Source organism: Streptomyces sp. NPDC089424, assembly GCF_044749345.1.
In the GTDB taxonomy this organism is placed as follows: domain Bacteria; phylum Actinomycetota; class Actinomycetes; order Streptomycetales; family Streptomycetaceae; genus Streptomyces.
Map to the genome: position 1 here is coordinate 41044 of NZ_JBIVHU010000004.1, position 15141 is coordinate 56184.

14 protein-coding genes and 3 tRNA genes are annotated in these 15141 nt (G+C 70.8%); 8 read left to right on the forward strand and 9 right to left on the reverse strand.

Annotated elements, in window-relative coordinates; genetic code table 11:
• Positions 1 to 4: 4 nt before the first annotated feature.
• From purM to purS, 7 genes are all read right to left on the reverse strand, one after another.
• On the reverse strand, positions 5 to 1105 hold the full coding sequence (gene purM, locus ACIP2X_RS19790; RefSeq protein WP_401674602.1) for a phosphoribosylformylglycinamidine cyclo-ligase: 1101 nt from the start codon (positions 1103 to 1105) through the stop codon (positions 5 to 7).
• Between the two features lie 42 nt (positions 1106 to 1147).
• Positions 1148 to 2674: an amidophosphoribosyltransferase gene (gene purF, locus ACIP2X_RS19795; protein ID WP_401674605.1), complete on the reverse strand. Its 1527-nt coding sequence runs from the start codon at positions 2672 to 2674 to the stop codon at positions 1148 to 1150.
• Positions 2675 to 2735: 61 nt separating this feature from the next.
• Positions 2736 to 3548 carry an META domain-containing protein gene (locus ACIP2X_RS19800; protein WP_401674608.1) on the reverse strand — a complete coding sequence of 271 codons (813 nt, stop codon included), beginning with the start codon at positions 3546 to 3548 and terminating at the stop codon, positions 2736 to 2738.
• A 39-nt stretch (positions 3549 to 3587) separates the two neighbouring features.
• A complete protein-coding gene (locus ACIP2X_RS19805) occupies positions 3588 to 4385 on the reverse strand; it encodes a sterol carrier family protein (RefSeq protein ID WP_401674611.1) in 798 nt (265 codons plus the stop codon).
• A gap of 99 nt (positions 4386 to 4484) precedes the next feature.
• On the reverse strand, positions 4485 to 6743 hold the full coding sequence (gene purL / locus ACIP2X_RS19810) for a phosphoribosylformylglycinamidine synthase subunit PurL (RefSeq protein ID WP_401674614.1): 2259 nt from the start codon (positions 6741 to 6743) through the stop codon (positions 4485 to 4487).
• On the reverse strand, positions 6740 to 7420 hold the full coding sequence (gene purQ, locus ACIP2X_RS19815) for a phosphoribosylformylglycinamidine synthase subunit PurQ (protein ID WP_401674617.1): 681 nt from the start codon (positions 7418 to 7420) through the stop codon (positions 6740 to 6742). The genes purL and purQ overlap by 4 nt, the downstream gene beginning before the upstream one ends.
• Positions 7417 to 7680 (reverse strand): phosphoribosylformylglycinamidine synthase subunit PurS, encoded by a 264-nt coding sequence (gene purS, locus ACIP2X_RS19820; RefSeq protein ID WP_399888867.1) that lies wholly within the window; start codon positions 7678 to 7680, stop codon positions 7417 to 7419. Before purS ends, purQ begins: the two co-directional genes overlap by 4 nt.
• A 310-nt stretch (positions 7681 to 7990) precedes the next feature.
• On the opposite strand from purS, the gene ACIP2X_RS19825 reads away from it, so the two are divergent.
• From ACIP2X_RS19825 to ACIP2X_RS19860, 8 genes are all read left to right on the forward strand, one after another.
• A complete protein-coding gene (locus ACIP2X_RS19825; RefSeq protein WP_365454801.1) occupies positions 7991 to 8308 on the forward strand; it encodes an Lsr2 family protein in 318 nt (105 codons plus the stop codon).
• A 152-nt stretch (positions 8309 to 8460) separates the two neighbouring features.
• A tRNA-Gly gene (locus ACIP2X_RS19830) sits at positions 8461 to 8532 on the forward strand.
• Between the two features lie 81 nt (positions 8533 to 8613).
• Positions 8614 to 8686, forward strand: a tRNA-Gly gene (locus ACIP2X_RS19835).
• A gap of 150 nt (positions 8687 to 8836) precedes the next feature.
• Entirely contained in the window at positions 8837 to 9796 is a 960-nt protein-coding gene (locus ACIP2X_RS19840; protein ID WP_401674622.1) for an ABC transporter ATP-binding protein, read from the forward strand.
• The gene (locus ACIP2X_RS19845; RefSeq protein WP_401674625.1) at positions 9793 to 10563 is read left to right on the forward strand and encodes an ABC transporter permease; all 771 of its coding nucleotides are present in this window, start codon (positions 9793 to 9795) and stop codon (positions 10561 to 10563) included. Before ACIP2X_RS19840 ends, ACIP2X_RS19845 begins: the two co-directional genes overlap by 4 nt.
• Positions 10564 to 10583: 20 nt before the next feature.
• Complete coding sequence (locus ACIP2X_RS19850) at positions 10584 to 11828, forward strand: sensor histidine kinase (protein ID WP_401674628.1); 1245 nt, start codon at positions 10584 to 10586, stop codon at positions 11826 to 11828.
• Complete coding sequence (locus tag ACIP2X_RS19855) at positions 11825 to 12433, forward strand: response regulator (protein ID WP_401674631.1); 609 nt, start codon at positions 11825 to 11827, stop codon at positions 12431 to 12433. The genes ACIP2X_RS19850 and ACIP2X_RS19855 overlap by 4 nt, the downstream gene beginning before the upstream one ends.
• A 23-nt stretch (positions 12434 to 12456) precedes the next feature.
• Positions 12457 to 12529, forward strand: a tRNA-Gly gene (locus ACIP2X_RS19860).
• Positions 12530 to 12575: 46 nt separating this feature from the next.
• Here ACIP2X_RS19860 and ACIP2X_RS19865 read toward each other — a convergent pair.
• A complete protein-coding gene (locus tag ACIP2X_RS19865; RefSeq protein ID WP_401674634.1) occupies positions 12576 to 13475 on the reverse strand; it encodes a phosphoribosylaminoimidazolesuccinocarboxamide synthase in 900 nt (299 codons plus the stop codon).
• A 113-nt stretch (positions 13476 to 13588) separates the two neighbouring features.
• Positions 13589 to 15088 carry a N,N-dimethylformamidase beta subunit family domain-containing protein gene (locus tag ACIP2X_RS19870; RefSeq protein ID WP_401674637.1) on the reverse strand — a complete coding sequence of 500 codons (1500 nt, stop codon included), beginning with the start codon at positions 15086 to 15088 and terminating at the stop codon, positions 13589 to 13591.
• Between the last annotated feature and the right edge of the window lie 53 nt (positions 15089 to 15141).

The window sequence follows — 15141 nt, forward strand, 5'->3', positions numbered from 1 at the left end:
GGGCTCAGCTGTCGTAGTCGCCGACCAAGGCCGCGCCCGTGGGGTGCTCGCCACGGTCCGTGATCTCGCCGGCCACCCATGCCTCGACCCCACGGTCGGCCAGGGTCGCCAGGGCCACCTCGGTGGACTCCTCCGGGACGACGGCGATCATGCCGACGCCCATGTTGAGGGTCTTCTCCAGCTCCAGGCGCTCGACGTCGCCCAGCCTGCCGACCAGGTCGAAGACCGGCGCCGGGGTCCAGGTGGAGCGGTCCACGATCGCGTGCAGGCCGTCCGGGACGACGCGGGCCAGGTTGGCCGCGAGGCCCCCGCCCGTGACGTGGCTGTAGGCGTGCACCTCGGTGGTGCGGGTGAGCGCCAGGCAGTCCAGCGAGTAGATCTTCGTCGGCTCCAGCAGCTCCTCCCCGAGGGTGCGGCCGAGGTCGTCGACGTGGGCGTCCAGGGACAGGCCCGCCTGGTTCAGCAGGACATGCCGGACCAGCGAGTACCCGTTCGAGTGAAGACCGGAGGACGCCATGGCGATGACGGCGTCACCCGTTCGGATGCGGTCCGCGCCCAGCAGCCGGTCGGCCTCCACCACGCCCGTACCGGCGCCGGCGACGTCGAAGTCGTCCGCGCCCAGCAGCCCGGGGTGCTCGGCCGTCTCACCGCCCACCAGGGCGCAGCCGGCCAGCACGCAGCCTTCCGCGATGCCCTTCACGAGGGCGGCGACCCGCTCGGGGTGCACCTTGCCGACGCAGATGTAGTCGGTCATGAACAGCGGCTCCGCGCCGCACACCACGATGTCGTCCATGACCATCGCGACCAGGTCGTGGCCGATCGTGTCGTACACACCCATCTGGCGGGCGACGTCGACCTTGGTGCCCACGCCGTCCGTGGCGGAGGCGAGGAGCGGGCGCTCGTAGCGCTTGAGGGCGGAGGCGTCGAAGAGGCCGGCGAAACCGCCGAGGCCGCCGAGGACCTCGGGGCGCTGCGTCTTCTTCACCCACTCCTTCATCAACTCGACCGCGCGGTCGCCCGCCTCGATGTCGACACCGGCGGCCGCGTAGGAGGCACCGGTGACAGGACCCGTCGCCGGAGGCGACTGATTGTCTGCAGCAGACATTGCCTGGGATCTTTCGGTTGGTGATACGAGGCTTCTGAGCGCCTACGGACGGCGGATCGCGTCGGCCGCGGCCGTGGCCGCCGGACCGGCCGCCAGCTCGGTCTCCAGAAGCTGCTTGCCCAGCAGTTCGGGGTCCGGGAGCTCCATCGGGTACTCGCCGTCGAAGCAGGCGCGGCACAGATTCGGCTTGGCGATGGCGGTTGCGTCGATCATGCCGTCGATGGAGATGTACGCCAGGGAGTCGGCGCCCAGCGAGGTGCCGATCTCCTCGATCGTCATGCCGTTGGCGATGAGCTCGGCCCGGGTGGCGAAGTCGATGCCGAAGAAGCAGGGCCACTTGACGGGCGGCGAGGAGATCCGGATGTGCACCTCGGCGGCGCCCGCCTCGCGGAGCATGCGGACCAGGGCGCGCTGGGTGTTGCCGCGGACGATCGAGTCGTCGACGACGACCAGCCGCTTGCCCTTGATGACTTCCTTCAGCGGGTTCAGCTTCAGTCGGATGCCGAGCTGGCGGATCGTCTGGGAGGGCTGGATGAACGTACGTCCGACGTACGCGTTCTTCACCAGACCCGCACCGAAGGGGATGCCCGAGGCCTCGGCGTAGCCGATGGCGGCCGGGGTGCCGGATTCCGGGGTCGCTATGACCAGGTCGGCCTCGGCGGGCGCCTCCTTGGCGAGGCGGCGGCCCATCTCGACCCGGCTCAGGTACACGTTCCGGCCGGCGATGTCGGTGTCGGGGCGGGCCAGGTAGACGTACTCGAAGACACAGCCCTTGGGCTTCGCGTCCGCGAATCGCGAGGTACGCAGGCCGTTCTCGTCGATGGCGAGGAACTCGCCCGGCTCCACCTCGCGCACGAAGCTGGCGCCGACGATGTCCAGGGCGGCGCTCTCGGACGCCACGACCCAGCCGCGCTCCAGGCGGCCGAGGACCAGCGGGCGGACGCCCTGCGGGTCACGGGCGGCGTAGAGGGTGTGCTCGTTCATGAAGACGAGGCTGAAGGCTCCCCTGACCTGCGGCAGGACGACCGGGGCGGCCTCCTCGACGGTCAGCGGCTTGCCGTCGGCGTCGACCTGCGCGGCCAGCAGGGCCGTCAGCAGGTCGGTGTCGTTGGTGGCGGCGACCCGGGTGGTACGGCCGTCCTGCTTGGGCAGTTCGGCGACCATCTCGGCGAGCTTGGCCGTGTTGACCAGGTTGCCGTTGTGGCCGAGCGCGATGGAGCCGTGCGCGGTCGCGCGGAACGTCGGCTGGGCGTTCTCCCACACCGAGGCACCGGTGGTGGAGTAGCGGGCGTGACCGACCGCGATGTGTCCCTGCAGGGAACCGAGAGACGTCTCGTCGAAGACCTGGGAGACCAGGCCCATGTCCTTGAAGACGAGGATCTGGGAGCCGTTGCTGACCGCGATTCCCGCGGATTCCTGGCCCCGATGCTGGAGGGCGTAGAGCCCGAAGTACGTGAGCTTTGCGACCTCTTCGCCAGGAGCCCAGACACCGAAGACGCCGCATGCGTCCTGGGGGCCCTTCTCGCCGGGAAGCAGATCGTGATTGAGTCGACCGTCACCACGTGGCACGCCACCGAGTGTAGGCGAGGTCGTCCACTGGTCCGAATTGGGGATACCGGGCGGTAAGGGATCACTTTCCGGCGCCGGCCGTGACCGTCTCGCCGTTTTCGCTGGTCAGCGTCAGGCTGTGGTGGTCCAGTCGATAGGTCACCGTGCCGTCGAAGAAGCCCAGCAGGCGCTTTTCGGTCGCCATGAGTGAGGCTTCGCACATCATGCGCGTGGTGGACGCGGGGCCGAGCGTGATGCGCCCGTCACGGACGGTGGCCTCGGCGGTCACCTTGTTGCAGGTGAGCCGGCCGCTGACCTGGCCGGTGGCCTCGTCGAAGGTGAGGTGGGCCGTGCCTTCGGCGCCCTGGGGGAGGGACTCCGAGGTGCCTTCCGGGCCGCCCTTGCCGAGGGCGGTGATCGTCCACTTCGTCCCGTACAGCGGGGCGGCCTTCTCCTCCGTCAGGCGGACGGTGTCGCCGGCCTCCGTGGTGAGCGTCAGGTGGTCGCCTTCGACCTCGGTCCGCAGGGCCCCGTCGGCGAGGGTGCGGGCGAGGTTCTTCTCGAAGGTCATGGGCTTCTCCTCGCAGGCCATCTCGGTCGTGGTCGCGTCGCCGAGCCGGACGCGGTCGCCGTCGAAGGAGGCCTGCGCGCTGAAGTGGTTGCAGCCGTAGTTGCCCTGGGCCTTGCCGCTCTCGTCGATCGTGACGTGCGCGTCGGCGGGGGCGTCGTGCTTCGTGCCGCCGACGGTGACGCTGTCGACGCTCCAGTGGACGCCGGTGACGGGCTTCGAGGCGTCGGCCGTCGTACTGCCCGCCTGCTCACTGCCGCAGGCGACGGCGAGCGGAAGGAGAGCGAGGGCCGAGGTGACGGTGAGGTACTGCTTCTGCCTGGACATGCCGATTCGACGGGGCGGGTGGGGTGATCGGTTCCCCTCTCAGGCCATCAGGGGGAGCAGATTCGCCAGATCGGCCCGTTCCCCGCTGGCGCTCACCTTGGCCTCGGCGAGGGCGTCCGGCCAGGTGAGGCGTCCGGTCGCGAGCCGGATCCAGGTGAGCGGGTCCGTCTCGACGACGTTGGGCGGGGTGCCCCGGGTGTGCCGCGGACCCTCGACGCACTGCACCACGGCGTACGGCGGGATCCGTACCTCGGTGGAGCCGCCCGGGGCCTTCGCGGCGAGCGCGTCGGCGAGGAGGCGGGTCGCGGCGGCGAGGGCCTGCCGGTCGAGGGGGACGTCCAGTCCCGGCACCGCGGCGTTGAGGTCGTCCGTGTGCACGACCAGCTCGACGGTGCGGGTGACGACGTAGTCGGCCAGGGGGAGCGCGCCGGCGCTGGTCGGGAGCAGACGGGTGCCCGGGTGCGCGTCGAGGTCGGCGGTGAAGCGCCGCTCGACGTCGGCGAGGTGGGCGTCCAGGTCGGGATGGCGCTCGGCGAGGTGCCGGGCCGTGCCGGCGATCGCCGGTGCGTCGGCGCCGATGGCGGCGGGCCAGTCGGACAATCGCGCGTCCTGCCGCGCGGGCTCGGCCTCGCCGAGCAGCCGGCTCACGGCGGCGAGTGCCATCCCGATGTGCGCGACGAGATCCCGCACGACCCAGTCCCCCAACCGCGTGGGCGACGCGAGCTGCTCCGGCGTGAGGCCACGCACGGCGCGACGCACCTCGCCGAACTGGGCCAGAACGGCAGCACGGGTCTTGCCGGGGTCGTAGGCACGGGGGCGTTTCTTGGCCGGGGGCATGGCGGTGAGCCTAGTCAGCGGCGAAGGTCGAGGACGCAGCCCCCACACGGGAAGGCCCCGCCCGGGTACGGGTGGGGCCTTCTGCCGTTGGGCGGGTGGTCAGGCGAGGAGGGCCGGGATGGTGGACTCGTGTGCGGTGCGGAGTTCTTCCAGGGTGAGGGTGAACTCGCCCTGGAGGTCGATCGTCGTGCCGTCGACGACACCGACCCGGGTGGCCGGGAGGGCGCGGGCGCCGCACATGTCGGTGAAGCGGAGTTCCTCGGAGCGGGGGACCGCGACGATCGCGCGGCCCGCGGACTCGGAGAAGAGGAACGTGAAGGCGTCCAGGCCGTCGGGGACGACCAGGCGGGCGCCCTTGCCGCCGAGCAGCGCCGACTCGACTACCGCCTGGATCAGTCCGCCGTCCGACAGGTCGTGCGAGGAGTCGATCATGCCGTCGCGGGAGGCGGAGATCAGGATCTCGGCCAGCAGGCGCTCGCGCTCCAGGTCGACCTCGGGCGGCAGGCCGCCGAGGTGGTCGTGGACGACCTGGGACCAGGCCGAGCCGCCGAACTCCTCACGGGTCTCGCCGAGGAGGTAGAGCAGGTGCCCCTCCTCCTGGAAGCCGACCGGGGTGCGGCGGGCCACGTCGTCGATCACGCCGAGGACGGCGACGACCGGCGTCGGGTGGATCGCCGCCTCGCCGGTCTGGTTGTAGAGGGAGACGTTGCCGCCGGTCACGGGCGTGCCCAGCTGCTGACAGGCGTCCGCAAGACCGCGTACCGCCTCCGCGAACTGCCACATCACCGCCGGGTCCTCGGGGGAGCCGAAGTTCAGGCAGTCGGAGACCGCGAGCGGCTTGGCGCCGGTCGTGGCCACGTTCCGGTAGGCCTCCGCCAGGGCCAGCTGCGCGCCCTTGTACGGGTCGAGCTTGGCGTAGCGGCCGTTGCCGTCCGTCGCGATGGCGACGCCCAGGCCGGTCTCCTCGTCGATCCGGATCATCCCGGAGTCCTCGGGCTGGGCGAGGACGGTGTTGCCCTGCACGAAGTGGTCGTACTGGGAGGTGATCCACTTCTTCGACGCCTGGTTCGGGGACGCCACCAGCTTGAGGACCTGGTCCTTCAGCTCCTCGGCCGACTCCGGACGCGGCAGCTTGTTCGCGTCGTCCGCCTGGAGCGCGTCCTGCCAGGAGGGGCGGGCGTACGGACGCTCGTACACCGGGCCGTCGTGGGCGACGGTCCGCGGGTCGACGTCGACGATCTTCTCGCCGTGCCAGTAGATCTCCAGGCGGTCGCCGTCGGTCACCTCACCGATGACGGTGGCGATCACGTCCCACTTCTCGCAGATCTCCAGGAAGCGCTCGACCTTGCCCGGCTCGACGACCGCGCACATCCGCTCCTGCGACTCGCTCATCAGGATCTCCTCGGGGGAGAGCGTCGAGTCGCGCAGGGGTACGTCGTCGAGGACGACGGTCATGCCGCCGGAGCCGTTGGAGGCCAGCTCGGACGTGGCGCAGGACAGACCCGCGGCGCCGAGGTCCTGGATGCCGACGACCAGCTTCTCGGCGAACGCCTCCAGGGTGCACTCGATGAGGAGCTTCTCCTGGAACGGGTCGCCCACCTGGACCGCGGGGCGCTTGGAGGGCTTCGCGTCGTCGAAGGTCTCGGAGGCGAGGATGGAGGCGCCGCCGATGCCGTCGCCGCCGGTCCGGGCGCCGTACAGGATGACCTTGTTGCCCGCGCCGGACGCCTTGGCGAGGTGGATGTCCTCGTGCCGCATCACGCCGATGGCACCGGCGTTGACCAGCGGGTTGCCCTGGTAGCAGGAGTCGAAGACGACCTCGCCGCCGATGTTGGGCAGGCCCAGGCAGTTGCCGTAGCCGCCGATGCCGGCGACGACGCCGGGCAGCACGCGCTTGGTGTCGGGGTGGTCGGCGGCGCCGAAGCGCAGCGGGTCGACCACCGCGACCGGGCGGGCGCCCATCGCGATGATGTCGCGGACGATGCCGCCGACACCGGTGGCCGCGCCCTGGTAGGGCTCGACGTACGACGGGTGGTTGTGCGACTCGACCTTGAAGGTGACCGCGTAGCCGAGGCCGACGTCCACGACACCGGCGTTCTCCCCGATGCCGACCAGCAGCGCGTCGCTCTGCGGCGCCTTCTCGCCGAACTGGCGGAGGTGGACCTTGGAGGACTTGTAGCTGCAGTGCTCGGACCACATCACCGAGTACATGGCGAGTTCGGCGCCGGTCGGGCGGCGGCCGAGGATCTCCACCACCCGCTCGTACTCGTCCTTCTTCAGACCGAGTTCGGCCCAGGGCAGCTCGACGTCGGGGGTCGCGGCCGCGTGCTCGACCGTGTCCAGAGGCGTCCGGCTCATGCGTTGACCAGCTTCTTGAGGATCGAGGTGAAGAAGGGCAGGCCGTCGGTGCGGCCGGTGCCGATGAGGGACTCGACGGCGTGCTCCGGGTGCGGCATGAGGCCGACGACGTTCCCGGCCGCGTTGGTGACGCCGGCGATGTCGCGCTGCGAACCGTTGGGGTTGACGTCCAGGTAGCGGAAGGCGACCCGGCCCTCCGCCTCCAGCTCGTCGAGTGTGCGCTCGTCGGCGACGTACTGCCCGTCGATGTTCTTCAGCGGGATGTGGATCTCCTGGCCGGCGCTGTAGTCACTGGTCCAGGCGGTCCGGTCGTTCTCCACCCGCAGCTTCTGGTCGCGGCAGATGAAGTGCAGGTGGTTGTTGCGCAGCATCGTGCCGGGCAGCAGATGGGCCTCGGTGAGGATCTGGAAGCCGTTGCAGATGCCGAGGACCGGCAGTCCGGACCTCGCCTGTTCGATGAGGGGCTCCATCACCGGCGAGAAGCGGGCGATGGCGCCGGCGCGCAGATAGTCGCCGTAGGAGAATCCCCCGCACAGCACCACGGCGTCGACCTGCTTGAGGTCCTTGTCCTTGTGCCAGAGGGCGACGGGCTCGGCGCCGGCGATACGGATCGCGCGCTGCGTGTCCCGGTCGTCGAGGCTGCCGGGGAAAGTGACGACGCCAATACGAGCGGTCACTTGGCGGCCTCCGCGACTTCCTCCACCTTGATGGTGAAGTCCTCGATCACGGTGTTGGCGAGGAAGGATTCCGCGAGCTCGTGGATGCGGGCGAGCGCGGCCTCGTCGACCGGTCCGTCCACTTCCAGTTCGAATCGCTTTCCCTGACGTACGTCGGAGATGCCGTCGAAACCGAGGCGCGGCAGTGCGCGCTGCACCGCCTGGCCCTGGGGGTCGAGGATCTCCGGCTTGAGCATGACGTCGACTACGACGCGTGCCACTGGCACTCCCGGTGTGTGGTGCTGAGCAGGTTCCTTCAGACTACCCGCACAAAATTTCTACGCGGGTAGAGTTGTAGGAAGCTACGGATCGATGGTCACGGTCATGCATCGACAGCGCGCGTTCACGAAAAGTTCCGGGAAAGATGCGAGATCCACCCGCGAGAGCTATTGCATCGGGACACGCGGAGAGATTTAGTCGGGCTTCACAATGCTTTGCCGGGCACTGTACAAATGAATTGGCAAAAGCCGACACTCGGCATGTCGTCGCAGCTGAGCTGGATAGACGTGCCGTACGAAGGGACCGATATTCGTGGCGCAGAAGGTCGTGGTCACTCTCTTTGACGACATCGACGGCTCGGAAGCGGCGGAAACGATCGCCTTCGGACTCGACGGCAAGTCGTACGAGATCGACCTGAATGAAGCCAATGCCAAGAAACTGCGTAAGGCGCTCGCGCCCTACGTGGACGCCGGCCGCAAGCGGTCGAGGTCGGGCAAGGCCTACCGGCAGACGGAGGTCGCCCCCGATCCGGCGGCCGTGCGGGCCTGGGCACAGGCCAACAAGATGGACGTGCCGGCCCGGGGCCGCATCCCCAAGAAGGTCTACGAGGCGTTCACCGCGGCGCAGTGAACCCGGCGTCCGAACCGGCTCCGTGGGCCGGGCCCCGACGGGCGTTCAGACGCCCCCTGGCGCAACCGACTTGCACAGCACCCCAGGTGATCAGCTAGAGTCTGGAGCACGCCGACGGGCCGGGAAGAAAAAACCCAGCTCACGGAGTACATGCGGGTGTAGTTCAGTAGTAGAACATCCCCCTTCCAGGGGGAAGGCGCAGTGTGCGATTCCTGTCACCCGCTCTGCATCGCCGTACAGACCACACTTGTGGATCAGGTAGGCTGGTGCTCGCACCGATCGGTGAAAGCCGATCGGGGGCATATGCGGACGTAGCTCAGTTGGTAGAGCGCAACCTTGCCAAGGTTGAGGTCGCGAGTTCGAGCCTCGTCGTCCGCTCTCTTTATCGAAGGCCCCGGTCATTGACCGGGGCCTTCGGCGTATGTACGGGAGTCCGGCGCCGTGTCCGAAGAGGCGTCTGACATTTGTCATGAGCAGTGATGACACCGCGCACTGCTTCCGGCGATCGCCCGCCGGGATGCTGAAGGCATGAACACGAACGAGCACGATCATGTGATTGAGGTCACCGATCTGAGCCGTGTCTACGGGGGCGGGTTCGAGGCGGTACGCGGGGTCACGTTCCACGTGAAACATGCCGAGGTCTTCGCGCTGCTGGGCACCAACGGGGCGGGCAAGACGTCGACCGTCGAACTGCTGGAAGGCCTCGCGGCACCGTCCGGGGGCCGCGTCCGGGTACTGGGGCACGACCCCTACGCCGAGCGCGCCGCCGTCCGGCCGCGGACCGGGGTGATGTTGCAGGAGGGCGGCTTCCCCTCCGAGCTGACCGTCGCGGAGACCGTCCGGATGTGGGCCGGCTGCACGACCGGGGCACGGCCCGTGGGCGAGGCGCTGGAGATGGTCGGGCTCGGCCGGCGGCCCGACGTCCGCGTGAAGCAGTTGTCCGGCGGCGAACGGCGGCGGCTCGACCTTGCGCTGGCGCTGCTCGGCAGGCCCGAGGTGCTGTTCCTGGACGAGCCGACGACCGGGCTGGACGCCGAAGGGCGCCGGGACACCTGTGACTTGGTCCGGGAACTGCGGGACGCCGGAACGACGGTGCTGCTGACCACGCACTACCTGGAGGAGGCCGAGGGTCTCGCCGACCGGCTGGCGATCCTGCACCAGGGGCGGATCGCCGAGACCGGGACCCCCGCCGAGGTGACGGCGACCCAGCCGGCCCGGATCTCCTTCGAGCTGCCCGAGTCCTACTTCCTCGGGGACCTGCCGGCCCTCGGCGAGCTGGGCGTCGTCGGGCACGAGACGGACGGCCGGACGGTACGGCTGCGCACGCACGAGGTGCAGCGGACAGCCACCGAGCTGCTCCTCTGGGCCCGCGGTGCCGGAGTCGAGCTGCGCGGGCTGGATGTGCGATCGGCCTCTTTGGAGGAGGCGTTCCTGCGGATCGCCGGGCAGGCCACGGCCGCGGCGGAGAAGGAAGGGGTGGCGGCATGAGCAGCACCACGGCCGGGGGCCGGATGTCCTCGCTGGCACGGGCGGAGTTGACGCTGCTGGGACGCAGCCGCGCCACGCTCGTCACGGCGGTGGCCGTACCCCTGTTGCTGCCGCTCAGCGTGCGCACCGCCGTCGACGAGATGGACCTCGCGGACGCCGGGCTCACCGTCGGCACGGTGCTGCTGCCCGCCGCCGTCGGCTTCTCCCTGCTCTTCGCCGTCTACTCGGCCCTGACCAGCGCCTATGTCGTGCGCCGGGAGGAACTCGTCCTGAAGCGGCTGCGCACCGGTGAGCTGCGGGACAAGGAGATCCTGCTGGCGACCGCGTTGCCGGCGTCGGCGATCGGGCTGGCCCAGTGCGTCCTGATGGCGGTCGGCGGCACGGTGCTGCTCGACCTCGGGGCACCGCCCGCACCCCATCTGGCGGTCGTGGGAGTGCTGGTGGGCGTCGTGCTGTGCGGGGCCCTGGCCGCGGTCACGGCCACCTTCACCCGGACCGCCGAGAGCGCCCAGGTGACCAGCCTGCCGCTGCTGTTCGTGTCCATGCTCGGCTCGGGCGTGACCATTCCCCTCGAAGTGCTGCCCGACCGGATCGCCTCGGTGTGCGAACTGCTGCCGCTGACGCCCGTCATCACGCTGGTGCGGGGCGCGTGGACCGGGGATCTGCCGGCCTACGAGGCGCTCGGGGCGCTGGCCGTCGCGCTGGCCTGGACGTGCCTCGCCGTGTTTGCTGTACAGCGGTGGTTCCGGTGGGAGCCGAGGCGCTGACGGACGGGAGTGGCGGTCGGATGTCCAGGCCGGGGCGATGGTGGCGGAGCAAGAGCACGCCGGCGAAGGTGGAGACGTACACACGGTGGTCGTTCCACTTCTTCCCGGTGGTCGAGGTGGGAGCGTGCGGCCTGCCGCTCCTCGGAGGAGTGCGGCAGCCGCTCGGGGCCTGGCTGTTCCTGCTGATCTGCGCGCACGCGGCGTTCTGCGCGCTGGTCGCCGCCTGGGCACTGGACTGGGTGCGGGGCCTGCGTCCCCAGCCGCTGCGGACGATGTGGGCGCTGGGCGTCTTCAGCGCGGCCTCGGTCGTCCTCGTGCTCGTGGTCCTCGACCGCGGCCCGGCCGACGACGACACCGCGACCGCGCTCGGCACCATGACCGCCGCCGTGCTGTCGTTCGGCGTGGGCGCGCTGGCCCTCGGCATCCGGGACCGGCGACGGGTGGTCGGCCTCGTGCTCGGCTTCTCGGCGGGGACCGCCCTGACGGCCCTGGCACTGGGCCGTTCCCCGTCCCAGGCGCTGGTGACGGGGGCGGTGGCGCTGTTCGCGACCGGCTTCCTCGCGTTCACCTCCGTCTTCTCCGTCTGGCTGCTCAACGGCGTCTACGAACTCGACGCCGCCCGGGAGACCCGGGCCCGGCTCGCCGTGGCGGAGGAACGCCTGCGGTTCGGGCGGGACATGCACGACGTGGTGGGACGCAACCTCGCCGTGATCGCCCTGAAGAGCGAGCTGGCGGTGCAACTGGCGCGGCGTGGGCGGCCCGAGGCCGTGGAGCAGATGATCGAGGTGCAGCGGATCGCGCAGGAGTCGCAGCGCGAGGTGCGGGAGGTCGTACGGGGCTACCGGGAGGCCGACCTCGGGGTCGAACTCGCCGGTGCGCAGGGCGTGCTGACGGCCGCCGGGATCGCCTGCGAGGTGTCCGGGGAGGAGACGGCGGCGGGACTGCCGGACGAGGTGCAGTCGGCGCTGGGGTGGGTGGTGCGGGAAGCGACCACCAATGTGCTGCGGCACGGGAATGCCGAACGATGCGTGGTGGGGCTGCGGATGCACAAGGGGCGGGTGGTACTGACCGTGGAGAACGACGGAGTGACGGCTGTCGCAGGCACCGGCACAGGCACGGGAACGGGCGGGGGCTCGGGGCTCGCCGGGCTGCGGGAGCGGCTGGCGGCGGTCGACGGGACGCTGGAGGCCGGTCCCTCCGGCCGCGGGCTGTTCCGGCTGGTGGCCGAGGTGCCGCTGACGACTGCCGTAGGGGTGGCGCCGTGACCGTGCGGGTGCTGCTCGCCGACGACGAGCATCTGATCCGGGGCGCGCTGGCCGCCCTGTTGTCGCTGGAGGACGACCTCGTGGTGGTCGCCGAGGCGGCGAGCGGGCCGGAGGCGCTGGCGATGGCACGGGCGCACGAGCCCGATGTGGCCGTGCTGGACCTCCAGATGCCGGGAGCCGACGGTGTGAAGGTCGCCACATCGCTGCGGGCCGAACTGCCCGGCTGCCAGACGCTGATCGTCACCAGCCACGGGCGGCCGGGACATCTGAAGCGGGCCCTGGCGGCGGGCGTCCGGGGCTTCGTGCCGAAGACGGTCAGCGCGCAGCGGCTCGCGGAGATCATCCGTACCGTGCACGCCGGGAACCGTTACGTCGACCCCGAGTTGGCCGCGGACGCCATCTCCGCCGGTGACTCGCCCCTCACCGCCCGGGAGGCGGAGGTCCTGGAGCTGGCCGCCGACGGGGCACCGGTCGCGGAGATCGCCGAGCGGGCGGCGCTGTCCCAGGGGACCGTGCGGAACTATCTCTCGTCGGCCGTGTCCAAACTCGGTGTGGAGAACCGGCATGCGGCCGCACGTCTCGCCCGCGAGCGAGGTTGGGTATAGTTGCTGACGCGCCACGGCGCACTGCGGACGTAGCTCAGTTGGTAGAGCGCAACCTTGCCAAGGTTGAGGTCGCGAGTTCGAGCCTCGTCGTCCGCTCCGAGAAGAGCCCCCCGGTTTCGACCGGGGGGCTCTCCGCGTTCCGCTACGACCAGCCGAGGCCCGTCAGACGCTCGTACGCCTCCACGTACTTGGCCCGGGTCGCCTCGACGACGTGCGGCGGCAGCGCCGGCGGGGGCTGCTCGCTCCCGCGGTCCCAGCCGGACTCGCCAGAGGTCAGCCAGTCACGGACGTACTGCTTGTCGTACGACGGCTGCGTGCGGCCCGGCTCCCACTGGTCGGCCGGCCAGAAACGGGAGGAGTCGGGGGTGAGGACCTCGTCGGCCAGGACGAGGTCGTCGCCGTCGAAGCCGAACTCGAACTTGGTGTCGGCGAGGACGATCCCCCGGTCCCGGGCGATGTCGCGGGCGCGGCCGTAGACGGCGAGGGTGGCCTGGCGGAGCTGGGCGGCGGTCTCCGCGCCGACCTGGCGGGCGACCTCCTCGTAGGAGACGTTCTCGTCGTGCTCGCCGACCTCGGCCTTGGTGGCCGGGGTGAAGATCGGGGCGGGGAGTTCGGAGCCGTCGACGAGGCCTTCGGGGAGGGCGAGGCCGCAGACCGTACGGGTCTCCCGGTACTCGGCGAGGCCGGAACCGGTGAGGTAGCCGCGGGCCACGCACTCCACGGGGACCATCCGCAGGGACTTGCAGACCAGGGTGCGGCCCGCCCAGTCGGCGGGGGCGCCGACCGGGAGTTCGGTGCTCAGGACATGGCTCGGAACCAGGTCGGCGAGCTGGTCGAACCACCACAGCGACAGCTGGGTGAGGACGCGGCCCTTGTCGGGGATCTCGGTCGGCAGCACCCAGTCGTAGGCCGAGATGCGGTCGCTGGCGACCATCACGAGGTCGCCCGCCTCGTTCCGGTACAGCTCGCGCACCTTGCCGGTGTGCAGATGGACCAGGCCCGGAACCTCGGTCGGCTCGGGCTTTTCGACGAATCCGGACACGGTTCCTCCCCGTGGTTCTGTCCAAGTGGGTCGATTCTCCCGTATGCCGGGAAGGGCGGGGACAGCGGGTCGTGAGGGTGCGGACGGTCGGGCCGGGTGGGCGCCCGCCGTGATCAGTCCCGTTTGCAGATGCGGTCCAGGAGATTGGCGGTGGCGCGCTGGATGCGCGGGTCCACATGGCCGGGGCGGTCCAGCGCCGGGGACCAGGCGAACGTTCCTGCGGCGAAGACCAGGGCGCCGGAGGGGGCGCGGTAGAGGGAGGTCTCCTGGTGGCGCAGGACGCCCTCGCCGTCGGTGTACGGGGAGTGGGCGAGCAGGATCCGCTCGTCGTGGTCGGGCAGCGGGGTGCGCGGGAAATAGCGGTCGGCCTCGCCGGCCACCAGACCCTCGATCTCGTCGCCCTCGTGCGCGCCGGTCGCCTCCCACAGCCAGTGGCCCGCGTTGCGGACGATCAGCGGCTGCGGTTCGGGGACCCGGCCCGCGTACTGGATGCCGATCAGCTGCTGCTCCGGGCGGTCGATCTCCCGCCACAGCAGCGGCCTGCCGGGGCCCTTGCGCTTGCGGCAGGTCAGGAGGCGGTCGGGGGTGCCGGACGGGGACGGGCCCAACTCGACCTGCCAGTAGAGGGAGTTGGAGGACAGGAAGACGAGGGAGGTGCCCTGCTCGCGGGCCAGCTCCGCCGTGCGGCGCATGTTCGTCGACCAGTACTCGTCGTGGCCCGGGAAGACCAGGCCCCGGTAGCGCGTGGGGTCGACGCGGCCGGCGTGCAGGTCGCGGGCGTCGGCGTAGGCGAGGTCGTAGCCGTAGCGCTCGGCCCAGCGGATGAAGTCGTAGGCGTGGCCCACGTGCAGGGGCAGGCCCGCTCCGGCGTACGGCCGGTCGAAGGAGACGGTCGTCGCGGCGTCGGCCTCGCCGAGCAGCCGGCCGCTCTCGTCCCAGGCGTGGTACAGGCTCGCGCCGGTGCGGCCGTCCTCGGGATAGAGGTTGTACGCCTGCCAGGTGACGTCCGGCAGCAGCAGGAGCAGGTCGGCCGGGTGGTCGTCGCGGACCGTGAACGGCACGTGGGAGCGGTAGCCGTCGGCGGTGGTGAGGACGGCGACGTACGCGCCGACGCTCCAGTCCGACGGGATCTGCAACCGCCAGGACAGCCACCAGTGGTGGCAGGAGACCGTGCGGTCGGCGGTGAGCGGCGGGGGCTGCACGATGCCGGAGAGGCGGGGACTGGTGGTGATCTTGGCCGCGCCGTCGCCGCCGTAGTGCCCGATGCGGTAGACGTCGACGGCGAATTCCTGGGGCGGGTCGACGGTGACGTGGAAGTCGACGGCCTCGCCGGGGGCGGCCGCGCCGGTGGAGACGAAGCCCTTGATCTGGCGGCGCACGTCGTCGGCGGCGCGGGGACCGCCGGAGCGCGGGGCGGGGACGCGCGCGGACGCGGTGCCCAGGGCCTGCCGGCCGGCGGGGGCCGGGTCCACGTACCAGGGGACCACCTGGCCGGTGTCGTCGAAGTACGTCTCGCTGCCCCGCAGCCAGGGAAGCGGGCCCTGGCCGAAAGGATCCGTCACGGCGTGTGCCAGTGCTCCCGACTCCCAGCGTCGAATCTGCTCCGACCCCATGGTCGTTCCCCTCCCTCGGCGCCGTGTGTTCTGTTCGTGCGGTCGCTCTCGGC